A 23,880-nucleotide genomic window follows, 5' to 3' on the forward strand; every position below is an offset into this window, starting at 1 on the left:
CCTCTTATTGATAGATAAAGCCGGAAACAAACCAGGCGATAAGTACCGTGGGCGCGCCAGTCAGGAAGCGTCCGACCAGCACAGAAGGTACGCCGACGCGAACGGTGTCTTGTTTCGCTTCCGCCAGCGACAGGCCGACCGGGATAAAGTCGCAGGCCGCCTGCGCGTTAATCGCGAACAGGGCGGGAAGCGCCAGATGCGGGGGGATATTGCCCAGGCCTATCTGAACGCCGATCAGGACGCCAATGACCTGAGCGATAACCGCGCCAGGGCCGAGAAAGGGCGACAGCAGCGGGAAAGAGCAGATCAATGCCAGCGTCACCAGCCCCAGTGGATGGCTGGCTAATGGCGCCAGGCCGTGGGCGATCCAGTCGCCAAGACCTGAGGCCATAATGATGCCGATAAGCGCCGAAACGAACGCCATAAACGGCAGGATTGTTTTCAGGACCGTATCAATGGTGTCGCGACCGGACTGGAACAGTACCGCCACGGCGGAGCCCATTCCCATACCGACTTTTGCCAGCAGCCCGTCGCTCTGCTCGGTGATTTTTTTGCTGGTGTCGTAGTCACGTCCTAATGTCGTTTTGGCAGGCTGGGGACTGGCAGGCGTTTCGCCGACAAGAGTAATGTTTTCTTCTTTTACGCCGGAGACATAAATATCCTCAACAATATACTGCGCCAGTGGGCCGGACTTACCCGTCGAGTGAATATTAATGGTTGGAATCCGGCGTTTCGGATAGATACCGCAGCGCAGCGTACCGCCGCAGTCGATAATGGCCGCGCCGATTTCCGCTTCCGGCGGTTCGCCTTCTTTAAAGCCGTCCACCGCTTGCCAGCCTGTTAGTTGCGCCAGTTTGTCGACGATCGCCGGGCGCGTACCGGCTGTGATATAGACGATCTTTTTGCCTGGCGTAACGTCCAGTTCAAGCGGGCCGCCCCAGCCGCCGGCGCCTTTCTCAATACGAACCCGTGTCATGATACCGCTCCTGTCAGATGAACTTTCTGCTCAAGTTGAATCCCCATTTTTTTCTCAAAAATAGCGGTGGTGAGATCGGTGACCCAACCGCGGAAGAAGTTCGTCACCAGACCTACCAGCAGATAGCTCACCGCGAGCGGGCCGAGAGGAAGCCCTAACGTGGTGAGTCCGCTGGCGATACCCAGATAAACAAACAGTTCGCCGGGATTGATATGCGGAAACAGACCGTTCATGGAGTGACAGCTATAGGAGGCCGCCGCGTAATAGCTCGGCTTGTACTTCTCCGGCATAAAGCGTCCCAGACTCAGGGTCATCGGATTACAAAAAACAAACGTTCCGATAAACGGTAAAAGCAGGTAGCGGGATAGCGGATTTCCGGCGCAGCGTTGGGCAAAACGCTCAATACGCTGCTGGCCGATAAAATTGATGAGCGCATTCATGATAACCAGCAGGCTTATCAGTAGCGGAAGAATACCTGTCACCATACCGGTAAACACCTCTCCGCCTTTCTGGAATAACCCGATGAACCACTCCGCACCATGTGTAATGGTTTCGATCATTGTTCTCTCCTGTAGGGTTTTTAGTTTTCTTGCTAATTTCCTGTTCATTGTAATCATGTTGAAAGATTCAAAAGTGTTATTGTGATCGCAAAATAAAAGAAAAATATTTTAAGTTGAAAGATTACGGGGGTGGGGGAGAGGATACAAACTGAAAAGAGGAGAAAGGTGATTTATTCTCTTGTGCCGCTTCCTTGTGCGGCGGGGGATGCTTTACCATACTTCTCCCTGGCTGAATTTGTTTAATGGATGTCTCATGTTCAAGCGTCGTTATGTAGCGTTACTTCCACTTTGCGTATTGCTTGCTGCCTGTAGCAGCACGCCAAAATCTTCCGAGACTCAAGCGACGACGGGCACGCCTTCCGGCGGCTTTCTGCTTGAGCCGCAGCATAACGTCATGCAAATGGGCGGCGACTTCGCCAACAACCCTAATGCGCAGCAGTTCATTGATAAAATGGTCAGTAAACACGGTTTCGACCGTCAGCAGCTGCAGGAGATCCTCTCGCAGTCTAAAAGACTGGATTACGTCCTGCGTCTGATGGACAGACAAGCGCCGACCACTCAGCCGCCCGCCGGACCAAATGGCGCCTGGCTGCGCTACCGCAAACAATTTATTACGCCGGATAACGTGCAAAACGGCGTCGCGTTCTGGAATCAGTATGAAGACGCGCTGAACCGCGCCTGGCAGGTATACGGCGTACCGCCGGAAATCATCGTGGGGATTATCGGCGTGGAAACCCGCTGGGGACGTATCATGGGGAAAACGCGGATTCTGGACGCGCTGGCGACGCTGTCATTTAACTATCCGCGCCGGGCGGAATATTTCTCCGGCGAGCTGGAAACCTTCCTGCTCATGGCGCGCGATGAGCAAGACGATCCGCTCAATCTGAAAGGTTCCTTTGCCGGCGCGATGGGCTACGGCCAGTTTATGCCATCTTCCTATAAAGAATATGCGGTCGATTTCAATGGCGATGGGCACATTAACTTGTGGGATCCGGTAGATGCCATCGGCAGTGTGGCGAACTACTTCAAGGCGCATGGTTGGGTGAAAGGCGATACGGTTGCGGTGCCAGCGAATGGTCAGGCGCCGGGACTGGCGAATGGTTTCAAAACAAAATACAGCCTCTCTCAGCTTGCCGCCGCAGGCTTAACGCCGCAGCAATCGTTGGGCAATCATCAGGAAGCCAGCCTGCTGCGTCTGGATATCGGTACGGGCTACCAGTACTGGTACGGCCTGCCGAACTTCTACACCATTACCCGATATAACCACAGCACGCATTATGCGATGGCGGTTTGGCAACTGGGCCAGGCGGTAGCGCTGGCGCGGGTGCGCTAATTTACGCTTAGGGAGGGGAGCACCCCCTCCGCTATTATTATGGCTTTTTGGGCTGATTCTCTGCCTGCAAGTGGGATATCTTCTTTGATAGTGCCAGACTATATCCCAGACATCCCAGGCCTAAGATAATTTGACCGCCATCATACGGTTCAAAATAGCCTGACGACAATATATTCAGTACTCCCATTCCTAATGAACATACTCCACCCACAATTAACCACAGCCGTAGTTGACAGGTTTGTTTCAGTTTGTGCTGTGTGCTTTCCGTTTTTTTGAGTGACATCCTTGCTTTCTCTCCGTGCGTGTAAATTTAGCGACATGGTACTGCTATTTAGTCATGTGCTATCTCATTTCATTCTGCATAAATAACCTGCTGGCATTTTTTCGGAATCCGACTCGTAAAATCGACTGCTCGTCCCCATCTCTGGTGAGAAAGTGCTATCTTGTGCGGCAGGATTTCTAACTGACAGAGGTCATGATGACTGACAGTGAACTGATGCGGCTTAGCGAACAGGTCGGGCTGGCGTTAAAAGCGCGCGGGGCGACCGTAACGACAGCAGAGTCCTGTACCGGCGGCTGGCTGGCGAAAGCCATTACCGACATCGCCGGAAGTTCCGCCTGGTTTGAACGCGGCTTTGTCACCTATAGTAATGAAGCCAAAGCGCAGATGATTGGCGTGCGTGAAGAGACTCTGGCGCAGCATGGCGCGGTCAGCGAACCCGTAGTGGTCGAAATGGCGATCGGGGCGCTGAAGGCCGCTCGCGCCGATTTTGCTGTCGCTATTAGCGGAATTGCCGGGCCGGATGGCGGCAGTGAAGAAAAGCCGGTTGGTACGGTGTGGTTTGCTTTCGCCAGCGTCAGCGGAGAAGGGATTACGCGTCGGGAATGCTTCAGCGGCGACCGTGAATCGGTGCGTCGACAGGCGACGACGTACGCGCTACAAACCCTGTGGCAACAATTTCTACAAAACACTTGATACTGTATGAGCATACAGTATAATTGCTTCAACAGTACGAATTCACTATCCGGTTCAATACCAAGTTGCATGACAGGAGTAATAATGGCTATCGACGAAAACAAACAGAAAGCGTTGGCGGCAGCACTGGGCCAAATTGAAAAGCAATTTGGTAAAGGCTCCATCATGCGTCTGGGTGAAGACCGTTCTATGGATGTGGAAACTATCTCCACCGGTTCGCTTTCACTGGACATCGCACTCGGTGCGGGCGGTCTGCCGATGGGGCGTATCGTCGAAATTTACGGGCCGGAATCTTCCGGTAAAACGACCCTGACGCTGCAGGTGATTGCTGCTGCGCAGCGTGAAGGTAAAACCTGTGCGTTTATCGATGCGGAACACGCGCTTGACCCTGTTTACGCACGCAAGCTGGGCGTCGATATCGATAACCTGCTTTGTTCTCAGCCGGATACCGGCGAGCAGGCGCTGGAAATCTGTGACGCACTGGCGCGTTCAGGCGCGGTGGACGTCATTGTGGTCGACTCCGTAGCGGCGCTAACGCCGAAAGCGGAAATCGAAGGCGAAATTGGCGACTCTCACATGGGCCTCGCGGCGCGTATGATGAGCCAGGCGATGCGTAAGCTGGCGGGGAACCTGAAACAGTCCAACACGCTGTTGATTTTCATCAACCAGATCCGTATGAAGATTGGCGTGATGTTCGGTAACCCGGAAACCACCACCGGCGGTAACGCGCTGAAATTCTACGCCTCTGTTCGTCTTGATATCCGTCGTATTGGCGCGGTGAAAGAGGGCGATAATGTCGTGGGTAGCGAAACGCGTGTGAAAGTGGTGAAAAACAAAATCGCCGCGCCGTTTAAGCAGGCCGAGTTCCAGATCCTCTACGGCGAAGGCATCAACTTCTATGGCGAACTGGTTGACCTGGGCGTGAAAGAGAAGCTGATCGAGAAAGCGGGCGCATGGTACAGCTACAACGGCGAGAAGATTGGCCAGGGTAAAGCGAACGCGACTACCTGGCTGAAAGAGAACCCGGCGACAGCGAAAGAGATCGAGAAAAGGGTTCGTGAATTACTGTTGAGTAATCAGAATGCCACGCCCGATTTCGCCGTTGACGATAGCGAAGGCGTTGCAGAAACCAACGAAGATTTTTAATCATCAGGTGATGGTGGGGCGGGCAAAACGAAACCGCCATTCAGCAAAACGTTAAATTACCATCAAGGGCTGCATTTATGCGGCCCTTTTGGCATTTCTCCCTGTTAAGGTTTTTTATGAGTGAACCCACATCGCGCCGTCCCGCTTATGCTCGTCTCCTTGATCGTGCGGTACGTATTCTTGCTGTCCGCGATCACAGCGAGCAGGAATTACGGCGTAAACTCTCCGCGCCGGTGATGGGCAAAAATGGGCCGGAAGAGATTGATGCGACGGCAGACGATTATGAACGCGTGATCGCCTGGTGCCACGAACATCACTATCTTGATGACGAGCGCTTCGTGATGCGCTTTATCGCCAGTCGTAGCCGCAAAGGCTATGGCCCGGCGCGTATTCGCCAGGAGTTGAATCAGAAAGGCATTTCCCGTGAATCGACTGAAAAAGCGATGCGAGAATGTGAAATTGACTGGAGTGAAATGGCACGTGAGCAGGCCGTTCGCAAATATGGCGAGCCGCTCCCTTCAAACTTTTCAGAAAAGGTTAAGGTACAGCGCTTTTTGCTCTATCGCGGGTATCTGATGGACGATATCCAGCAAATATGGCGAAATTTTGCAGATTGAGCGCATACGGGATTTTACTTCCCGGTAAAGAAAACTTATCTTATTCCCACTTTTTCCGTCTGGACGCGGGTTGCTTAACGGCGAACAGCGTCTGCGACGAATATTCCTTAAATACACAAAATCATTCAAGCCGCATCAAAGCGGCAAGTGAGCCTCGGGAACGCGTGACCGGGAAACTCGCAGCCAACGCAGAGGCGGCCTGAAGGATGAAGTGTAGCTTGATTTCAGGATAATTATGAGCAAGAGCACCGCTGAGATCCGTCAGGCGTTTCTCGACTTTTTCCATAGTAAAGGGCATCAGGTAGTTGCCAGCAGTTCCCTGGTGCCTAACAATGACCCCACTCTGTTGTTTACCAATGCCGGGATGAACCAGTTCAAGGATGTTTTCCTTGGGCTCGATAAACGTAATTATTCCCGTGCAACCACTTCCCAGCGTTGCGTACGCGCGGGAGGTAAACACAACGATCTGGAAAACGTCGGATACACTGCACGTCACCATACTTTCTTCGAAATGCTGGGCAACTTCAGCTTCGGCGATTATTTCAAACACGACGCCATTCAGTTCGCATGGGAATTACTGACCGGCGAAAACTGGTTTGCTCTGCCAAAAGAGCGCTTATGGGTCACCGTCTATGAAACCGACGACGAAGCCTATGAGATCTGGGAAAAAGAAGTCGGCATCCCGCGCGAGCGTATCATCCGTATTGGCGACAATAAAGGCGCGCCATACGCATCGGATAACTTCTGGCAGATGGGCGATACCGGTCCCTGCGGTCCGTGCACCGAAATCTTCTACGATCATGGTGACCACATCTGGGGCGGCCCTCCGGGAAGCCCGGAAGAAGACGGCGATCGCTATATTGAGATCTGGAACATCGTCTTTATGCAGTTCAACCGTCAGGCTGACGGGACGATGGAACCATTGCCGAAACCGTCTGTAGATACCGGTATGGGGCTGGAGCGTATTGCCGCGGTACTGCAACACGTTAACTCTAACTATGACATCGACCTGTTCCGCACGTTGATTGAAGCGGTAGCGAAAGTCACCGGCGCCACCGATCTGGGTAATAAATCGCTGCGCGTTATCGCCGACCACATCCGTTCTTGCGCATTCCTGGTTGCCGATGGCGTGCTGCCGTCGAATGAAAACCGTGGCTATGTGCTGCGTCGCATTATTCGTCGCGCGGTTCGTCACGGCAACATGCTGGGCGCGAAAGAGACCTTCTTCTACAAGCTGGTTGGGCCGCTGATTGAGGTAATGGGCTCCGCAGGCGAAGAGTTGAAACGTCAGCAGGCGCAGGTCGAGCAGGTTCTGAAAACGGAAGAAGAGCAGTTCGCCCGTACGCTGGAGCGCGGTCTGGCGCTGCTGGATGAAGAACTGGCGAAATTGCAGGGCGACACCCTGGATGGCGAAACCGCTTTCCGTCTGTATGATACTTATGGTTTCCCGGTCGATCTAACGGCGGACGTCTGCCGTGAGCGCAACATCAAAGTCGATGAAGCAGGTTTTGAAGCCGCTATGGAAGAGCAACGCCGTCGCGCGCGCGAAGCTAGCGGTTTTGGCGCGGACTACAACGCGATGATCCGCGTTGACAGCGCTTCTGAATTTAAAGGTTATGACCATCTGGAACTGAACGGCAAAGTGACCGCGCTGTTTGTCGATGGTAAAGCGGTTGAAGTGATTAACGCGGGACAGGAAGCGGTTGTCGTGCTGGATCAGACCCCATTCTATGCGGAATCAGGCGGTCAGGTTGGCGATAAAGGCGAGCTGAAAGGCGCTGGATTTACTTTCGCTGTGGACGACACGCAAAAATATGGTCAGGCGATTGGTCACCTCGGCAAATTGTCTGCGGGCGCTCTGAAAGTGGGCGATGCGGTACAGGCTGACGTAGATGAAGCGCGCCGCGCACGTATCCGTCTGAACCACTCCGCCACGCACCTGATGCACGCGGCGTTGCGCCAGGTGCTTGGGACACACGTTGCGCAGAAAGGCTCGCTGGTTAGCGATAAAGTGCTGCGCTTCGACTTCTCGCACAATGAAGCGATGAAGCCGTCGGAGATTCGTGAGGTTGAAGATTTGGTGAATGCGCAAATTCGCCGCAACCTGCCGATTGAAACGAACATCATGGATCTCGACGCGGCGAAGGCGAAAGGCGCCATGGCGCTGTTTGGCGAGAAATATGACGAACGTGTACGCGTTCTGAGCATGGGCGATTTCTCTACCGAACTGTGCGGCGGTACTCACGCCAGTCGTACCGGTGATATTGGTCTGTTCCGTATTATCTCTGAGTCCGGCACCGCAGCGGGCATTCGTCGTATTGAGGCGGTAACCGGTGAAGGCGCTATGGCCACCGTTCATGCGCAAAGCGATCGTTTAAACGATATTGCGCATCTGCTGAAGGGCGACAGCCAGAATCTGAGCGACAAAGTGCGTGCCGTGCTGGAACGTACACGTCAGCTGGAAAAAGAGTTGCAGCAGTTGAAGGACCAGGCCGCAGCGCAGGAGAGTGCAAATCTTTCCAGTAAAGCGGTCGATCTCAACGGCGTGAAGCTCCTGGTTAGCGAGCTTGCTGGTATTGAGCCGAAAATGCTGCGAACCATGGTTGATGATCTGAAAAATCAACTGGGGTCTACCGTTATCGTACTGGCAACGGTTGTTGAAGGTAAGGTTTCTCTGATTGCGGGCGTGTCGAAGGATGTGACCGACCGGGTTAAAGCAGGGGAATTGATTGGTATGGTCGCTCAGCAGGTGGGCGGTAAGGGTGGCGGTCGTCCGGACATGGCGCAAGCCGGTGGTACGGATGCGGCAGCTCTGCCTGCAGCGTTAGCCAGTGTACAAGGCTGGGTCAGCGCAAAATTGCAATAATTATAAGCGTTCGTTGGCGCCGCAGCTCGTGCTGCGGCGTTTACGTCAACGCTATCGACAACGATAAAGTCAGGTTGAAGTTTTGTATATCGGCTAAACTTAGGTTTAACAGAATGTAATGCCATGACTGCTTACACCTAAGGTGTTTGTCATCGCTTACTTTTTGGCGTTATATGATGGATAATGCCGGGATACAGAGAGACCCGACTCTTTTAATCTTTCAAGGAGCAAAGAATGCTGATTCTGACTCGTCGAGTTGGTGAGACCCTCATGATTGGCGATGAGGTCACCGTGACAGTTTTAGGGGTGAAGGGCAACCAGGTGCGTATTGGCGTGAACGCCCCGAAAGAAGTTTCTGTCCATCGTGAAGAGATCTACCAGCGTATCCAGGCTGAAAAATCCCAGCAGTCCAGTTACTAAGGTTTTCGCGTCTCACTTTTCGGGTGAGACGCAGCCTCTCTTCTCGCTCGCCCGCGTTGTCCCTTCATGACTTTTTTCAACCTCACTGTTGATATGGTGCGCTTTTGGCGGCCAGCGTGTCATCAAATTATCTGTTGATAAAACACTCTTTTTGGCTTTTTTACAGACTAATTGAGCGTGAAGTGTGCAAACGATAAAAGCTCTGGAAAAATTGTTTGACTTATAAGTCCCAGAAAGTAATATGTGCGCCACGCAGCGACGATGAGCAGAACAAGTTCTTCGAAGCACTCGTAAGAGGCGTGTGGTGAGGTGGCCGAGAGGCTGAAGGCGCTCCCCTGCTAAGGGAGTATGCGGTCAAAAGCTGCATCCGGGGTTCGAATCCCCGCCTCACCGCCATTTGCATCCGTAGCTCAGCTGGATAGAGTACTCGGCTACGAACCGAGCGGTCGGAGGTTCGAATCCTCCCGGATGCACCATCTCTTACTTGATACGGCTTTCCCGCGGTATCAAAATCTGCAGTAAAGTAAGTTTCCCGATGCATCCGTAGCTCAGCTGGATAGAGTACTCGGCTACGAACCGAGCGGTCGGAGGTTCGAATCCTCCCGGATGCACCATCTCTTACTTGATACGGCTTTCACCGCGGTATCAATATCGGCAGTAAAGCAAGTTTTCCGATGCATCCGTAGCTCAGCTGGATAGAGTACTCGGCTACGAACCGAGCGGTCGGAGGTTCGAATCCTCCCGGATGCACCATATTCTCCGTACTTTCAGTGATGAAGATACGGATAAGATAGCGGTAATCACCGCTGGCACCAGGAAGGATAACGTTGCGTCAGCAACGGCCCGAAGGGCGAGCCGTAAGGCGAGTAATCCTCCCGGATGCACCATCTTATTTAGTGTGGCAGTAAATGCGACATCAAATCTTGTAGTAAACATCATTTCCAATGCATCCGTAGCTCAGCTGGATAGAGTACTCGGCTACGAACCGAGCGGTCGGAGGTTCGAATCCTCCCGGATGCACCATATTCTCCGTACTTTCAGCGATGAAGATGCAGATAAGATAGTTATAATCACCGCTGGCACCAGGAAGGATAACGTTGCGTCAGCAACGGCCCATAAGGTGAATAATCCTCCCGGATACGTCACTGCCCTGCAATCGCTTTTCCCCTTATCCTGAATATACCTCTTCATCTCTATTAGCGACAAAATCAACCAATTGCGATAAAGTACTGTCTGGTTATTCGGTTTGCGAGAACACGATGTACGCACGTTATGCTGGTTTGATTTTTGATATGGACGGTACTCTCCTGGATACCGAACCCACGCATCGCAAAGCGTGGCGTGAGGTTTTGGGGCGCTATGGTCTTCGTTTTGATGAACAGGCAATGGTCGCACTTAACGGTTCGCCAACCTGGCTTATCGCCCAGTCAATCATTGAGCTTAACCATGCCGATCTTGATCCCCTGTCACTGGCGCGTGAGAAAACCGACGCGGTAAAAAGCATCCTGCTGGACTGCGTAGAACCGCTGCCGCTGGTTGAGGTGGTCAAAGCGTGGCATGGGCGGCGTCCCATGTCGGTCGGTACCGGTAGCGAAAGCGCTATCGCGGAAGCCTTGTTAGCGCATCTGGGGCTGCGTCGTTATTTTGATGCGGTTGTGGCGGCAGATCACGTACAGCATCACAAACCCGCGCCTGACACCTTCCTACTGTGCGCCCAGCGGATGGGCGTCATGCCGACGCAGTGCGTGGTATTTGAAGATGCCGATTTTGGTTTACAGGCGGCGCGGGCGGCGGGAATGGATGCCGTGGATGTCCGACTATTGTGAGTGACGGACTGTCGCTCCTGTCTCTGTTTGCCAGTAGTTTTCTCAGCGCGACGCTGTTACCCGGTAATTCTGAGGTGGTTTTGGTTGCTATGCTGGTCTCCGGCGTCAGTCATCCCTGGGTCTTAGTCTTAACAGCAACAATGGGTAATAGCCTTGGAGGGGTAACTAACGTTATTCTTGGGCGTTTCTTTCCGCTGCGCAAAACGTCGCGCTGGCAGGAAAAAGCGACTGGCTGGCTAAAGCGTTATGGCGCAGCCACACTATTATTAAGCTGGATGCCGGTCATCGGTGATTTGTTGTGCCTGTTAGCGGGATGGATGCGCATCCCGTGGGGGCGGACGATCTTTTTTTTGTGTCTTGGTAAGGCGCTGCGCTATGTTGCGCTCGCAGCGGCGACGGTTCAGGGCATGATGTGGTGGTAATAATTGTAGGTTTGGCATGTATGGCCGCCATTACAGTTATGCTTATTAAAACGATTTGGACAGGCGGGAGGTCAATTTGATCCCGGACGTATCACAGGCTCTGGCCTGGCTGGAAAAACATCCTCAGGCGTTAAAGGGGATACAGCGCGGGTTAGAGCGCGAAACGCTGCGTGTCAATGCTGATGGCACGCTGGCGACAACAGGTCATCCTGAAGCGTTAGGTTCAGCGCTGACCCATAAATGGATTACCACAGATTTTGCGGAAGCCCTACTGGAGTTTATTACGCCAGTCGATGGCGATATCCAGCATATGCTCACCTTTATGCGCGATCTCCATCGGTATACGGCCAGGAAACTGGGCGATGAGCGGATGTGGCCATTAAGTATGCCCTGCTATATTGCGGAAGGGCAGGACATAGAGCTGGCGCAGTACGGCACATCCAATACCGGGCGTTTTAAGACGCTCTATCGCGAAGGGCTGAAAAATCGTTATGGCGCTTTGATGCAAACCATCTCCGGCGTACATTACAATTTTTCATTACCGATGGCGTTCTGGCAGGCGAAATGCGGCGTTACGGAAGGCGAAGCGGCAAAAGAAAAAATTTCTGCCGGCTATTTTCGTCTGATTCGCAACTATTACCGTTTTGGCTGGGTCATCCCCTATCTGTTTGGCGCGTCTCCGGCCATTTGTTCCTCTTTCCTGCAAGGAAAGCCAACCACATTACCGTTTGAAAAAACAGACTGCGGTATGTACTACCTGCCATATGCGACGTCGCTGCGTCTGAGTGATTTGGGCTATACCAATAAGTCGCAAAGCAATCTCGGAATTACGTTTAACGATTTGCATGAGTATGTGGCAGGTCTGAAGCGGGCGATTAAAACCCCTTCCGAGGAGTACGCGCGGATTGGTGTGGAAAAAGACGGTAAGCGGCTACAGATTAACAGCAACGTTCTGCAAATTGAAAATGAGCTGTACGCGCCCATTCGTCCCAAGCGCGTGACGCGCAGCGGCGAATCGCCTTCAGATGCGCTTCTGCGTGGTGGTATTGAGTACATCGAAGTTCGTTCTCTCGATATTAATCCGTTCTCACCGATCGGCGTAGACGAGCAACAGGTGCGCTTCCTCGATCTGTTTATGGTCTGGTGCGTATTGGCCGATGCGCCGGAAATGAGTAGCGATGAGCTGTTATGTACGCGTACTAACTGGAATCGCGTTATTCTGGAAGGGCGTAAGCCGGGCCTTACCCTGGGGATTGGCTGTGAAACCGCGCAGTTCCCGCTGCCTAAAGTAGGGAAAGATCTCTTCCGCGATCTGAAACGCGTGGCGCAAACGCTGGACAGTATCCACGGGGGAGAGGAGTATCAAAAGGTGTGTGACGAGTTGGTCGCCTGCTTTGATAATCCTGAACTGACATTCTCCGCCCGAATCTTACGGTCTATGATTGATGAAGGCATTGGCGGCACCGGGAAAGCGTTCGGTGAGGCTTACCGTAATCTGTTACGCGAAGAGCCGCTGGAGATTTTACAGGAAGAAGAGTTTATTGCTGAACGTGACGCTTCAGTACGTCGTCAGCAGGAGATTGAGGCGGCGGATACCGAGCCGTTTGCCGCGTGGCTTGCAAAACACGCCTGACCCAAAAGAAAAAGGCCACTCACTGAGTGGCCAAAATTTCATCGCTGAAAACAGGGATGATGATAACAAATGCGCGTCTTTCATATACTCAGACTCGCCCCGGAACAAAGAGTTCAGTTTATTTTTAAAAAATTATCGGAGGTGACTAAATGCCATTATTAGATAGCTTCGCAGTCGATCATACCCGGATGCAAGCGCCGGCGGTCCGGGTTGCAAAAACGATGAACACCCCGCATGGCGACGCAATCACCGTGTTTGATCTGCGTTTTTGCATTCCGAACAAAGAAGTGATGCCGGAAAAAGGGATTCATACGCTTGAGCATCTGTTTGCTGGCTTTATGCGCGACCACCTCAACGGTAACGGCGTTGAGATTATCGATATCTCGCCGATGGGCTGCCGCACCGGTTTTTACATGAGCCTGATTGGCACGCCGGACGAGCAGCGTGTTGCCGACGCCTGGAAAGCGGCGATGGCGGATGTGCTGAAAGTGCAGGATCAAAACCAGATCCCGGAGCTGAACGTTTACCAGTGCGGTACGTATCAGATGCACTCGCTCAGTGAAGCGCAGGACATTGCCCGTCATATTCTGGAGTGTGATGTGCGCGTGAACAGCAATAAAGAGCTGGCGCTGCCGAAAGAAAAACTGCAGGAACTGCATATTTAGTCTTATTGGTAAGCGTTTCCAGTATTTAAATTAACCCCGGTTTATGGCCGGGGTTTTTTATTGCTTAATATAATTTGCGTTTATTATATTTGCGGCGAGAATACATTTTAAATTAAGTAATGCCTGGCCTGTTAAATAATAAAATGTGATCTGGTAAACAGAAAAGGCGGATAACTCACGATGCCAGAGTGTATTGATCACATAAACTAAAAATCATAAATAATTAATAGAAAAACATAATGGAATGCGCCAGATATCCAGGTAATAACAAGACTCTACTAATAGCCGGTCGATGGGGTTTTTAGCAAATCTTATCTGGTATACATCAAACTTAAGGGATAAAAAATGAAGGCTAAATATTTGGCGCTGATGATCGGTGCTTGCTTTTCTCATAACCTTTGGGCAGCGAATAATATCACTATTGAGCAGCGTCTGGCTGAACTGGAGCAACGTGTTGTTAATGCTGAAAAACGGGCATCCGATGCCGAGGCGCAAATTCGCTCGTTGAAACAGCAGCAGGTCGCCGCTACGCCGACGGTGAATGTCCAGTCTGCCGAGCCCACTGCAGCAGGTAAAACACCGCCGAAGCTGACCTTATCCGGATTCAGCGATATTAAGTTCTATGGCGATGTCGAATTTAATATGGATGCGGCAAGCCGTTCCGGTAGCCTGACATCGATGAGAACGTCAGCGAATAAAGATTGGGCATCAGGAACCAATGAACGCTGGGATATTAACGGGCGCCTGTTGCTGGGCTTTGATGGCTACCAGCGACTGGACAACGGTAATTTTGCCGGATTCTCTGTACAGCCTCTGGCGGACCTGACCGGAAAAATGAACCTTGATGATGCCGTTTTCTTCTTTGGTCGTGAGAATGACTGGAAAATTAAGGTTGGTCGTTTTGAAGCCTACGATATGTTCCCGCTGAATCAGGATACGTTTATTGAATATTCGGGGAATACAGCGAACGATCTTTACAGTGACGGTTACGGCTATATCTATATGATGAAAGAAGGACGGGGACGTAGCGACAGTGGGGGTAACTTCCTGCTGAGCAAAACCATCGACAACTGGTATTTCGAAGTTAACACATTGCTGGAAAATGGCAGTACGTTATATACCGAGAAGCAGTACCACGGAATGGATTTAACCAACGATAAAAACGTGGCTTACGTCCGTCCGGTTATTGCCTGGCAAAACGGGCGTTTTTCAACGGCGATAGCGATGGAAAGTAACGTCGTTAACAACGCCTATGGCTATTATGAGAATGGGAAGTGGATCGATCAGTCAGATCGTACGGGCTATGGTTTTACCATGACCTGGAATGGTCAAAAAACTGACCCGGAAGATGGCGCGGTGATTAACCTGAATACCGCTTATATGGATGCGACCGATGAGACAGATTTTACCGCTGGGGTGAATGCGCTGTGGCATCGATTTGAACTGGGTTATATCTATGCGCATAACAAAATCGAAGCCTTCAATGCTACCAATATCGATGCCGTTTGTGAGGACGATTGCTGGATCACCGATCCCGGCAATTATGATATTCACACCATTCATGCCTCATATTTATTCCCCAACGTGATGGATATGAAAAACTTTAACATCTACCTCGGCGCCTATGCTTCATGGGTAGAGGCCAATCCGAATAATGGCGATAACAGTGAAGATGCGCGTTACGGCGGGCGTCTGAGATTCAAATATTTCTTCTGATTGTTGGTCTACTAAAAAAGGGATCCGCAGATCCCTTTTATCAGATAGTTAGTGCGCGCCGCCACCGCCGCCGCCCGCACCGAAGGGCGGTTTGGCGAACCACACCAGGCCGAGCAGCACCAGGAAGATCCCCGCCGACATCCAGAAGATTTCGTTGGCGGAAATAATCAGCCCCTGATTCGTGATTTGCTGGGCTATCCAGCCTGACGCCTGTTGGTGCGTCATCCCTAAGCCTTCCAGTTTATCGTACATAGCCTGAGCGTTTGGATTATACGCCGTAATCGACTCCGTGAGCTGAGCATGGTGTAGCGACTCACGATCGGTCCACATAGTGGTGGTAATCGAGGTGCCGATGGAGCCCGCCAGCGTTCGCGTGAAGTTCGACAGGCTTGATGCCGCCGCCAGCCGTTCTGGGGGTAACCCGGAGAGCGTAATGGTGGTCAGCGGCATAAAGAAGCAGGCGACGGCAAATCCCTGAATAAACTGCGGCCATGCGGAAGCGCCGAAATCCATACCCGGTTCGAACGTCCAGGCGCGCCAGTAAAAACAGACGGCGTACATAATGAAGCTGAACGTGACCAGCCTGCGCATATCCAGTTTATGCGCGAAGCGTCCGATAATCGGCGACAAAATTACCGGAATAATGCCGACTGGCGCCGACGCCAGACCTGCCCACGTTGCGGTATAGCCGTACACCTCTTGCAAAAGCTGCGGCAGTAGAACAATGGCGCCGAAATAGAGCATATAGGCAAGGCTGATGCACAAGCAGCCAATCGTGAAGTTACGCGATTTAAAAAGAGAAAGATCGACGATAGGGTGATCGTCGGTCAGTTCCCAGACGATCAGGAAACTGATGGCGATGACGGCGACCACGGTCAGGATGATAATTTCCTGTGAGGAGAACCAGTCCAGCTCTTTACCGCGATCGAGCATAATTTGCAGGCTGCCGATGCCAATCACCAGTAGCGCCAGCCCGACGGCGTCAATACGTCGCCGTTCGGTATGCGTTTCACGTCCGCGCAGCGTGTGTAACGTCATCAGGACGACGGCGATGCCAATCGGCACGTTGATGAAGAAAATCCATCCCCAGTGGTAATTATCACTGATGTAGCCCCCCAGAATCGGGCCGCAAATCGGCGCGACAATGACGGTCATTGACCAGAGCGCCAGCGCAATGGAGCGCTTTGCAGGCGGATAGTTATTCAGCAACAGGCTTTGCGAGAGCGGAATCAGCGGCCCGGCGACCACGCCCTGCACCACGCGGAAGAAGATCAGCATATTCAGGCTGCTGGATACGCCACAGGCCCAGGAGGCCGCGGCAAAGGCGACCGTCGACCACATGAACAGTTTGACTTCGCCAAAACGTTTCGCCAGCCAGCCGGTTAAGGGAATTGAGATAGCGTTCGCCACCCCGAAAGAGGTGATAACCCATGTCCCCTGGCTTAGGGAAGAACCCAGGTTCCCGGCGATGGTCGGAATCGCTACGTTGGCAATGGTGGAGTCCAGCACCTGCATGAATGTCGCCAGCGACAGCGCGATCGTCATGATGACGAGCTGCGCGCCCTCCAGCGGTTTTTGCTGTTGCATCACACGCACCTCAGGATTAACCCGCGTTAGCCTGTACGATGTCGTCGATCAGTTTATTGACCGGCGCGAGATTAATTTCGCGTGCGTTACTTTCGGCAACCGGCGTCGTTCGTACCTGGCTGGCCAGTACCTGACCGTCGTGATTAGCGGTATCCACGGTGACCAGCGTCGATAAACCAATACGCAGCGGATGTTGTTCTAACTGGCGGGCGTCCAGTTCGACGCGTACCGGCAGACGTTGAACCACTTTAATCCAGTTACCCGTCGCATTTTGCGCGGGCAGCAGGGAGAAGGCGCTGCCTGTTCCCATATCCAGACCGACGACTTTACCGGTGTATTTTACGTCGTCGCCATAAATGTCAGTAATAATCGTCACTGGCTGCCCAATGCGCATATTCGCTAATTGGGTCTCTTTAAAGTTAGCGTCCACCCACAGATCGGTTGCAGGCACGACGGCCATCAGCGGCGTGGTGGGGCTGATCTGCGCGCCAGGCTGGACGGCGCGGCGGGAGACATAACCGGTCATTGGACTGACGATGCGAGTACGCTCCAGCGCCAGCCAGGCGTTACGCACTTCGGTCGCCGCTTGTTGAACCGCAGGCTGATCTTCCAGATTACTATTGAGTATCATTGCCTGGTTGGCATTGTACTGTTGAATGGCGACATCCAGCTGTGCCTGCGCGCTGGCGACGGCATCGCGGGCGTGTTGCAGCTCTTCCCGGCCAATAAGATTGGCATTACCCAGCGGCACACGACGGTTAAGGTCGCTCTGCGCTTGCGCCAGGGCGGTTTTTTGCACGTCGATATTCGCCTGCAACTGCTTACTGTTAATCATCAACTGGTGCGTTTGGCGCACGCTGGAGGCCAGCGCCGTTTTGGCTCTTTCAAACGCTTGTTTGGCGTCAGTCTGATCGAGCGTGACCAGAACATCGCCCTCTTTTACAAAGTCGGTGTTATCAGCCCAGACTTTCGTCACGCTGCCTGACACCTGCGCCATGATTTGAACCTGGTTCCCTGCCACGTAAGCATCATCTGTCTCTTCAATATGACGCAATACTAAAAACCAATAAATTCCATATGCCACGGCAATAATAACAAAGAGCAAGGTAAGAAGTAGCAGCGCTGTTTTGCGTTTGCCTTTCTTCTTAGCCGGTTGCTGCGGGGTTTGGATCTCCGCATTTGCGCTCATGTTGTTCTCCACGATCTTATTATTCACATCGGCTGAGCCGACCTGTTGTCAGAAAGGCCAGCAGTAATGCGTGCCGGCCTGTCCGCTTTCCTGTTATTAATCTGGATTTTTGAGCGGGTCGGCGCTTTAGCGCAGCGCCTCAAGAACAGTGCCTTCCTGCTCCATTTGATCAAGACGCGTCAGGAGTTTACGAGTGATGTGCTCAAGTTGATCTTTTTCGGCTGTGCTAAGTGATGACCAGAGTTGATGCAGACAATGATGCTGAGGCGGAAGCACTTCTTGCAAAAATGCCTGGCCTTTCTCCGTTAATTGCAGATGCAGGCAACGGCGGTCGTTATCGCTCTCACGACGCTCAATCCAGCCGCGTTTTTCCAGCTCATCTGCAATGCGTGTCGCATTGGTGCGAGATGAACCCAGCGCGCAGCTTAATTCAGACGGCTGAATACTGTGGTTTTCCTGAGACTCCAGCGTAATCAACGCCATAAACAACGTCTCGTTAATCCCTTGAGCCTTCAGCATCTTATTGCGGTTTTCCAGGAGCTTGCCTTGCATGTGCATACAAAGACGAGTCAAAAGAATTTCCTGATAAGGAAAGTCTTCGTGACGGCTGGCGCGAAATTTTAGCATTTGTTCAATGGGCGTAAACGAACTATCCATTTGGGCATGACCTCATTAATTTCAGCCGATATAGTAACGACAGTGACAAATAAAGTAAATGTATTATTAATACAAAATCATTCTTTCAGGCTATAAAGCAACCAATGATACGCAGACTGAGACGTCAGCGGGAACATTGGGCCCGGTAAAGCGCCGCCTGCGGCAAATCCAGGAATGACGAGAAAAGCGTGAGTGCCTGCATGAAAAAATCAGGAGAGAACGATAAGCGGGAGGGGCGAAAGCCGGGTAAACGGCCTTACAACCCGATGCAAAAGCCACCGGAATATCACGGATAGCTATCGGTGAACGACCTTCGAATCCTTGAACGGGCGCTATTGGCCTGGGAGCAGATGGGGATGCAGGGCTTTCCATAGAATTATATTATTCTTCACCGGTATAAAAATAACCATGATAAATGAATAGCATAACCTTAACAGACTGGGGAGCTCCTTAACACCCTAAGGAGCTTAAACAAAGGTAAACGCTCACTATCCGCTTAATTTACGGCTTCCTGTCGGTGAAAACCTCGCCACCAGACCAGTAAATTAAGTAAGGCTACCGTGACACCCGCCAGACAAACGCCGGCCCAGCCGGCATGTTGCCAGGCGGAGGCGGAAATCAGCGACCCCGCGGCGCCACCGATAAAGTAGCTGGTCATATAGCCGGCGGTGAGCCGGTTACGCGCATCCGGATGCAAACGATAGATGACCGTCTGATTGGTGATATGTACCCCCTGAACGGTGAGGTCCAGTACCAGAATGCCAATAATCAGCGCCAGTACCGAGGTGTGCCCAAGCCAGATAGCCAGCCAGGAGAGTAACAGCAGCAGTAAGCCGAACGTGGTGGTGAGGTGAGATTTACCTTTATCGGCAAATCCGCCAGCCGGACGCGCGCCTAAAGCGCCGGCGGCCCCCGCCAGGCCAAACAGGCCAATCATCCCCTCGGAGTAGCTAAACGGCGGCGCGGCGAGCAAAAAGGCCATTGATGTCCAGAGGATGCTGAAATTAGCAAAGGTCAGACAGCCCAGCAGTGCGCGGGTACGCAGCAGCTTATCGTGAATAAACAGGCTGAATACAGAACCCAACAGTTGCGGGTAGTTAAGATGGGTGTCGGATTTGAGCTTTGGCAGTCCGCGCCATAACGCGACGGCCATCAGCGCCATCAGCGCCGACGCTACCCAAAATACGGTGCGCCAACCGCCGAGGTTTGCCAGCAGTCCGGCGACCGTTCGCGCCAGCAGGATCCCCAGCAACAGGCCGCTCATAATGGTGCCGACCACTTTACCGCGGGTGGCGGGCGTCGCAAGTGTGGCGGCCAGCGGAACCAGAATCTGCGCCACCACGGAGAACAGTCCGGTTAAGGCCGTTCCGAGTATCATTATGCTAAGCGACTGACTGCTGGCGGTGATCAGCATTCCGCCAGCCGCCAGCAACGTCATGGAGACAATCAGCGTTCGGCGTTCAAACATGTCGCCGAGCGGCACCAGAAACAACAGGCCAGCGGCATAGCCCAACTGCGCGGCGGTAACGATAAACCCTGCGGAGCTGGCGGAAAGCGAAAAGTGATGCGCGATGGTATCAAGCAGCGGCTGGGCATAGTAGTTGCTGGCGACCGCCAGACCCGTGGCCACAGACATTAAAACGATCAGCGCCGGGCTAAGCCCATGAGTGGGTTTCGTCATTATGGTAATCGTGATTTAGATAATTATTTCCTGGGAAAACAATCATAGCGGATGTTGATGAATAAAGGGGAACAGTGACGTGATGAATCGTGCGCTTTGAGGAGAGATTGAATAGGCCGGATAGCGGCGCATGAACTGCGCCTTATCCGGCATAAAAAACGATCTTATTTCTGCGCGGCCAGCGCTTCTTTCACCCAGCCGTCAAACTGCTGCTGGTGGGCGTTGATCCAGCCGTCTACGTGGCCCTGAACATCGGCTTCAGACGATTTACCGGCATGCATCATGGCGTTCTGCGCGTTGATATCCGCCAGCGGCAGCTTCATGATGGCGAACAGTTTCGCCGCCGCCGGGTTTTTCTCCGCCCATGCCTTATTGGCGACAATATGCATAGTATTGACCGGGAACCCATAGTTCGCGCCGTTCGGCAGTTTAGTATCAATATTTTTCTGTTCGCCCGGCAGGGAGGAGAACGGCACCTGTAGCCAGACGACATCTTTACCCGGCTTCATTACGTCGCTCACCCAGTACGGGGTCCAGGTGTAATACAGCACCGGCTTGCCTTCTTTAAAACGGGTAATGGTATCAGCCATCATCGCCGCATAGTTACCGTGGCTGACCTCAACGGTTTTTTGCAGATCAAACGCTTTATTCTGATGATTGATCACGGCTTCGCAGCCCCAGCCCGGCGAGCAGCCCATCATGTCCGCTTTTCCGTCGCCATTGGTGTCGAAGATTTTGGCGATTTTCGGATCTTTTAGCTGAGCGATATTGGTGATGTTGTACTGCTCGGCGGTTTTTTTATCGATCAGATAGCCCTGCGCAGCGCCGGAGACGAAGACGCCCTCGCGGTAAAATTTTTTGTCTCCGCCTGCTGCGGCATACATATCATCATGCAGCGGCTGCCAGTTCACGGCGGTAAACGTCGCATCGCCAGAGGCGATGGAGGTGTAGCCTACGTTGTAATCGACTTCACTCGGCTTATTTACGGTATAACCCAACTTTTCCAGCGCCCGGCTGACCAGTAACGTCTGGAAGGACTCTTCAGAAATCGTGCTTTGGATAGGTTGAACGGTAATGCCTTTGCCAGGCAGGTCGGCAGCGAAAGCGCTGGCGGTGACAAGGGTGGCAAACGCTGAGGCAAATATCACGGTATGTCGCATCGTTGTTCCTTTAATTATGGTAGGGAGTTGTAAGCCCGGTAAGCGCAATGTCACCGGGCGTCAGGAGAGTTACTTAACGAAAGGGCGGGTGATTAGCCCAACAGGACCGGTGGTATACCAGCGACGGTTACCGCGGCTACGCGAGTCGCGCCCGACGGCCTGCGTCAGACGGTCCAGAATGATGGCGAGAATCACAATGCCGACGCCGCCGACGGTTGCCAGCCCCATATCAAGACGACCAATGCCGCGTAGTACCATCTGGCCAAGTCCGCCGACCGCAATCATCGAGGCGATGACGACCATCGAGAGAGCCAGCATCAGCGTCTGATTAACGCCTGCCATAATGGTGGGCATCGCCAGCGGTAGTTGCACTTTGAACAACATTTGGCGCGGGCTGGCGCCGAACGAGCGCGACGCTTCAATTAAGTCGGCAGGCACCTGGTTAATGCCCAGGATCGTCAGGCGTACAATCGGCGGTAGAGCAAAAATAATCGTCACCACCACGCCCGGCACGTTACCGATGCCGAATAACATGACAATCGGCACCAGATAGACAAACGCGGGCGTGGTCTGCATCGCATCCAGCAGCGGACGAACTATTTTGGCCGCGCGCGGGCTGCGCGCCAGCCAGATTCCCATCGGTAATCCGATCACGACGCAGAACAACAGGGCGGTCAACACCAGCGCCAGGGTAATCATCGCCTGCGACCAGGCGCCGATCGCGCCGATCGCGATCAGCGATATCAGCGTTGCGATCCCCATGCCCACGCCGGAAACCTGCCAGGCAATCAGCGCAAAGAGAATAATCGCCACAGGGGCGGGCATTCCCAGCAGCAGTTGCTGAAAGCCATTAAGAATGTAATCCACCGGCACACGAATCCCCTGAAAAAGGGGACGGAAATGGGTGACGACCCAGTCGATTCCCTCTGTGACCCAGCTATCCAGCGGGATAAGCGTCTTATGGAACGGGTCCAGAAGAGAAAAGTGTTCAGGGGCTGGCGCGGGCGCGCTGTTCAACCAGTCGGTACTGCCGCCGTCCGTGGCTACGCCTGCCGGCGTTCCCCAGGCATCAGCCGTTTGCGTCGTAGTATCGGCCACCTGTGCGGTATCCCACGGATTCGTTTGATCAGCCATTGTTACCCCCCTCGCGATCTAAAGCCTGTAGCAACATACGTTTTGAAATAATGCCAACATACTGGTGTTCTTCATCGACAACCGGCACCGCGCAGGGCGCCTGGCCGACGTGAGAGAGCAACTCGCTGAGTGGGGTTTGCGCATCAACGACTAAAGGGTCGTCGATAAGCGCCGCTTCAATCCCTTGCGCCTGGCTTAATGCCGCTTTTAATGAGTCGATGGACACGACGCCCACGAATTTATTGCCACGCTCAATGACGTAACCATATTCACGGTCTTCGTCCTGTAATAATTTCAGTGCCGAACGGGGACCGAAACCTGGCGTTTTACGAATTAAGCCGACCGGACTGCGACGGGCAATATCTTTGGCGCTAAAGACCTGACTAATATCCACGCCACGGAAGAACGTGCGGACATAATCATTTGCCGGATTATTCAGGATCTCATCCGGCGTACCAACCTGTACGACCTCGCCATTTTGCATAATGGCAATCCTGTCGCCAATACGCATAGCCTCATCAAGATCGTGGGAAATAAAGACAATGGTGCGCTGATGTTTCGCCTGTAATTTCACCAGCTCATCCTGCATTTCGGTACGAATTAATGGATCGAGGGCGGAAAACGCTTCATCCATTAATAAGATATCAGGGTTGATTGCCAGCGCGCGGGCAAGTCCAACACGCTGACGCATCCCACCGGAAAGTTCATCCGGATAGGCATGAGCGTAATTTTCAAGCCCCACCTGACGCAAGGCGTCCAGCGCTTTTTCGCGACGCTCTTGCGCCGCGATGCCCGCTAATTCCATACCGAATGCCGTATTATCCAGCACGGTCATATGTGGCATGAGCGCAAATGACTGGAAGACCATCGCAATCTTTTTCCTGCGCACCTCGCGAAGCTCAGCGTCTGATATTTTGGCAATATCAACGCCGTCAATCAGTACCTGTCCGCGGGTGGGTTCAATCAGGCGATTGAGAAGGCGTACCATTGTGGATTTACCCGAGCCGGATAATCCCATGATGACAAATATCTCGCCTTCTTCAATGGCCAGACTGGCGTCTTTAACGCCAAGCGATAGCCCCGTTTTTTCCAGTATTTGCTCTTTCGATAGTCCCTTTTCAATATATTTGAAGGCACGCTGCGGATGCTCTCCAAATATTTTATACAGATTCTTCACTTCTAATTTAATTGCCATGCAATAGAATGATTCCTGTTATTTACTTATGTCGATATGTTACCTGATAGAAATAGTTACCTTTTTCTACCCTAACATACTCAGAATCTGAGACAACCCTGAATTTGCTTCTGGCATGAAT

Annotated in this window: 21 protein-coding genes and 5 tRNA genes; 16 read left to right on the forward strand and 10 right to left on the reverse strand. The window is 52.7% G+C overall.

The window, feature by feature from the left end:
* Nucleotides 1–4: 4 nt before the first annotated feature.
* Both J4617_RS10285 and srlA read right to left on the reverse strand, forming a co-directional pair.
* The gene (locus J4617_RS10285; protein WP_000199039.1) at nt 5–976 is read right to left on the reverse strand and encodes a PTS glucitol/sorbitol transporter subunit IIB; all 972 of its coding nucleotides are present in this window, start codon (nt 974–976) and stop codon (nt 5–7) included.
* On the reverse strand, nt 973–1,536 hold the full coding sequence (gene srlA, locus J4617_RS10290) for a PTS glucitol/sorbitol transporter subunit IIC (RefSeq protein ID WP_000573335.1): 564 nt from the start codon (nt 1,534–1,536) through the stop codon (nt 973–975). The genes J4617_RS10285 and srlA overlap by 4 nt, the downstream gene beginning before the upstream one ends.
* Before the next feature lie 253 nt (nt 1,537–1,789).
* On the opposite strand from srlA, the gene mltB reads away from it, so the two are divergent.
* On the forward strand, nt 1,790–2,869 hold the full coding sequence (gene mltB, locus J4617_RS10295) for a lytic murein transglycosylase B (protein WP_000476822.1): 1,080 nt from the start codon (nt 1,790–1,792) through the stop codon (nt 2,867–2,869).
* A 37-nt stretch (nt 2,870–2,906) separates the two neighbouring features.
* On the opposite strand, the gene J4617_RS22980 is transcribed toward mltB, so the two are convergent.
* Nucleotides 2,907–3,152 carry a hypothetical protein gene (locus tag J4617_RS22980; RefSeq protein ID WP_001519391.1) on the reverse strand — a complete coding sequence of 82 codons (246 nt, stop codon included), beginning with the start codon at nt 3,150–3,152 and terminating at the stop codon, nt 2,907–2,909.
* A gap of 195 nt (nt 3,153–3,347) precedes the next feature.
* On the opposite strand from J4617_RS22980, the gene pncC reads away from it, so the two are divergent.
* The 15 genes from pncC (at nt 3,348) to J4617_RS10370 (ending at nt 15,156) form a co-directional block, all read left to right on the forward strand.
* Nucleotides 3,348–3,845, forward strand: a complete 498-nt coding sequence (gene pncC / locus J4617_RS10300) for a nicotinamide-nucleotide amidase (RefSeq protein WP_000132239.1) — start codon at nt 3,348–3,350, stop codon at nt 3,843–3,845.
* An 84-nt stretch (nt 3,846–3,929) separates the two neighbouring features.
* Nucleotides 3,930–4,991 carry a recombinase RecA gene (gene recA / locus J4617_RS10305; protein ID WP_000963150.1) on the forward strand — a complete coding sequence of 354 codons (1,062 nt, stop codon included), beginning with the start codon at nt 3,930–3,932 and terminating at the stop codon, nt 4,989–4,991.
* Nucleotides 4,992–5,107: 116 nt separating this feature from the next.
* Nucleotides 5,108–5,608, forward strand: a complete 501-nt coding sequence (gene recX / locus J4617_RS10310) for a recombination regulator RecX (protein WP_001294863.1) — start codon at nt 5,108–5,110, stop codon at nt 5,606–5,608.
* A gap of 235 nt (nt 5,609–5,843) precedes the next feature.
* Complete coding sequence (gene alaS / locus J4617_RS10315; protein ID WP_017465659.1) at nt 5,844–8,474, forward strand: alanine--tRNA ligase; 2,631 nt, start codon at nt 5,844–5,846, stop codon at nt 8,472–8,474.
* 234 nt (nt 8,475–8,708) lie between these two features.
* Entirely contained in the window at nt 8,709–8,894 is a 186-nt protein-coding gene (gene csrA, locus J4617_RS10320; protein WP_000906486.1) for a carbon storage regulator CsrA, read from the forward strand.
* A 303-nt stretch (nt 8,895–9,197) separates the two neighbouring features.
* Nucleotides 9,198–9,290 (forward strand) — tRNA-Ser (locus tag J4617_RS10325).
* Between the two features lie 3 nt (nt 9,291–9,293).
* Nucleotides 9,294–9,370 (forward strand) — tRNA-Arg (locus J4617_RS10330).
* A 61-nt stretch (nt 9,371–9,431) separates the two neighbouring features.
* Nucleotides 9,432–9,508: transfer RNA gene (locus J4617_RS10335), tRNA-Arg, on the forward strand.
* A 62-nt stretch (nt 9,509–9,570) separates the two neighbouring features.
* A tRNA-Arg gene (locus tag J4617_RS10340) sits at nt 9,571–9,647 on the forward strand.
* A gap of 193 nt (nt 9,648–9,840) precedes the next feature.
* Nucleotides 9,841–9,917, forward strand: a tRNA-Arg gene (locus tag J4617_RS10345).
* 236 nt (nt 9,918–10,153) lie between these two features.
* Entirely contained in the window at nt 10,154–10,720 is a 567-nt protein-coding gene (yqaB, locus tag J4617_RS10350; RefSeq protein WP_000271296.1) for a fructose-1-phosphate/6-phosphogluconate phosphatase, read from the forward strand.
* Nucleotides 10,717–11,142 carry a YqaA family protein gene (locus J4617_RS10355; protein ID WP_001279499.1) on the forward strand — a complete coding sequence of 142 codons (426 nt, stop codon included), beginning with the start codon at nt 10,717–10,719 and terminating at the stop codon, nt 11,140–11,142. The genes yqaB and J4617_RS10355 overlap by 4 nt, the downstream gene beginning before the upstream one ends.
* A gap of 76 nt (nt 11,143–11,218) precedes the next feature.
* On the forward strand, nt 11,219–12,775 hold the full coding sequence (gshA, locus tag J4617_RS10360; RefSeq protein ID WP_000611821.1) for a glutamate--cysteine ligase: 1,557 nt from the start codon (nt 11,219–11,221) through the stop codon (nt 12,773–12,775).
* Nucleotides 12,776–12,924: 149 nt separating this feature from the next.
* Nucleotides 12,925–13,440 carry an S-ribosylhomocysteine lyase gene (luxS, locus tag J4617_RS10365; RefSeq protein ID WP_001130193.1) on the forward strand — a complete coding sequence of 172 codons (516 nt, stop codon included), beginning with the start codon at nt 12,925–12,927 and terminating at the stop codon, nt 13,438–13,440.
* A 345-nt stretch (nt 13,441–13,785) separates the two neighbouring features.
* A complete protein-coding gene (locus J4617_RS10370; RefSeq protein WP_017465660.1) occupies nt 13,786–15,156 on the forward strand; it encodes a carbohydrate porin in 1,371 nt (456 codons plus the stop codon).
* A 48-nt stretch (nt 15,157–15,204) separates the two neighbouring features.
* Here J4617_RS10370 and emrB read toward each other — a convergent pair whose 3' ends face one another.
* The 7 genes from emrB to proV form a co-directional block, all read right to left on the reverse strand.
* Nucleotides 15,205–16,743 carry a multidrug efflux MFS transporter permease subunit EmrB gene (gene emrB, locus J4617_RS10375; protein ID WP_001187297.1) on the reverse strand — a complete coding sequence of 513 codons (1,539 nt, stop codon included), beginning with the start codon at nt 16,741–16,743 and terminating at the stop codon, nt 15,205–15,207.
* Nucleotides 16,744–16,759: 16 nt separating this feature from the next.
* Entirely contained in the window at nt 16,760–17,932 is a 1,173-nt protein-coding gene (emrA, locus tag J4617_RS10380) for a multidrug efflux MFS transporter periplasmic adaptor subunit EmrA (protein WP_017465661.1), read from the reverse strand.
* A 126-nt stretch (nt 17,933–18,058) separates the two neighbouring features.
* Complete coding sequence (gene mprA, locus J4617_RS10385; RefSeq protein WP_000378431.1) at nt 18,059–18,589, reverse strand: transcriptional repressor MprA; 531 nt, start codon at nt 18,587–18,589, stop codon at nt 18,059–18,061.
* Between the two features lie 496 nt (nt 18,590–19,085).
* Nucleotides 19,086–20,270: an MFS transporter gene (locus tag J4617_RS10390; RefSeq protein WP_017465662.1), complete on the reverse strand. Its 1,185-nt coding sequence runs from the start codon at nt 20,268–20,270 to the stop codon at nt 19,086–19,088.
* 164 nt (nt 20,271–20,434) lie between these two features.
* Complete coding sequence (gene proX, locus J4617_RS10395) at nt 20,435–21,430, reverse strand: glycine betaine/L-proline ABC transporter substrate-binding protein ProX (protein ID WP_001216613.1); 996 nt, start codon at nt 21,428–21,430, stop codon at nt 20,435–20,437.
* A 69-nt stretch (nt 21,431–21,499) separates the two neighbouring features.
* Complete coding sequence (gene proW, locus J4617_RS10400; RefSeq protein WP_000775022.1) at nt 21,500–22,564, reverse strand: glycine betaine/L-proline ABC transporter permease ProW; 1,065 nt, start codon at nt 22,562–22,564, stop codon at nt 21,500–21,502.
* Nucleotides 22,557–23,759, reverse strand: coding sequence for a glycine betaine/L-proline ABC transporter ATP-binding protein ProV (proV, locus tag J4617_RS10405; RefSeq protein ID WP_000985529.1), 1,203 nt, complete (start codon nt 23,757–23,759; stop codon nt 22,557–22,559). The genes proW and proV overlap by 8 nt, the downstream gene beginning before the upstream one ends.
* Between the last annotated feature and the right edge of the window lie 121 nt (nt 23,760–23,880).

This window comes from Salmonella sp. 32010601201800023SM (genome assembly GCF_017572235.1).
Lineage (GTDB): Bacteria > Pseudomonadota > Gammaproteobacteria > Enterobacterales > Enterobacteriaceae > Salmonella > Salmonella enterica.

Coding starts and splice junctions, on each gene's coding strand:
- recA (WP_000963150.1), top strand. CDS start 3,930: ATGGCTATCGACGAAAACAAACAGAAAGCGTTGGCGGCAGCACTGGGC.
- proX (WP_001216613.1), bottom strand. CDS start 21,430: ATGCGACATACCGTGATATTTGCCTCAGCGTTTGCCACCCTTGTCACC.
- J4617_RS22980 (WP_001519391.1), bottom strand. CDS start 3,152: ATGTCACTCAAAAAAACGGAAAGCACACAGCACAAACTGAAACAAACC.
- emrB (WP_001187297.1), bottom strand. CDS start 16,743: ATGCAACAGCAAAAACCGCTGGAGGGCGCGCAGCTCGTCATCATGACG.
- alaS (WP_017465659.1), top strand. CDS start 5,844: ATGAGCAAGAGCACCGCTGAGATCCGTCAGGCGTTTCTCGACTTTTTC.
- J4617_RS10370 (WP_017465660.1), top strand. CDS start 13,786: ATGAAGGCTAAATATTTGGCGCTGATGATCGGTGCTTGCTTTTCTCAT.
- pncC (WP_000132239.1), top strand. CDS start 3,348: ATGACTGACAGTGAACTGATGCGGCTTAGCGAACAGGTCGGGCTGGCG.
- csrA (WP_000906486.1), top strand. CDS start 8,709: ATGCTGATTCTGACTCGTCGAGTTGGTGAGACCCTCATGATTGGCGAT.
- mprA (WP_000378431.1), bottom strand. CDS start 18,589: ATGGATAGTTCGTTTACGCCCATTGAACAAATGCTAAAATTTCGCGCC.
- proW (WP_000775022.1), bottom strand. CDS start 22,564: ATGGCTGATCAAACGAATCCGTGGGATACCGCACAGGTGGCCGATACT.
- recX (WP_001294863.1), top strand. CDS start 5,108: ATGAGTGAACCCACATCGCGCCGTCCCGCTTATGCTCGTCTCCTTGAT.
- proV (WP_000985529.1), bottom strand. CDS start 23,759: ATGGCAATTAAATTAGAAGTGAAGAATCTGTATAAAATATTTGGAGAG.
- J4617_RS10390 (WP_017465662.1), bottom strand. CDS start 20,270: ATGACGAAACCCACTCATGGGCTTAGCCCGGCGCTGATCGTTTTAATG.
- mltB (WP_000476822.1), top strand. CDS start 1,790: ATGTTCAAGCGTCGTTATGTAGCGTTACTTCCACTTTGCGTATTGCTT.
- yqaB (WP_000271296.1), top strand. CDS start 10,154: ATGTACGCACGTTATGCTGGTTTGATTTTTGATATGGACGGTACTCTC.
- J4617_RS10285 (WP_000199039.1), bottom strand. CDS start 976: ATGACACGGGTTCGTATTGAGAAAGGCGCCGGCGGCTGGGGCGGCCCG.
- srlA (WP_000573335.1), bottom strand. CDS start 1,536: ATGATCGAAACCATTACACATGGTGCGGAGTGGTTCATCGGGTTATTC.
- emrA (WP_017465661.1), bottom strand. CDS start 17,932: ATGAGCGCAAATGCGGAGATCCAAACCCCGCAGCAACCGGCTAAGAAG.
- luxS (WP_001130193.1), top strand. CDS start 12,925: ATGCCATTATTAGATAGCTTCGCAGTCGATCATACCCGGATGCAAGCG.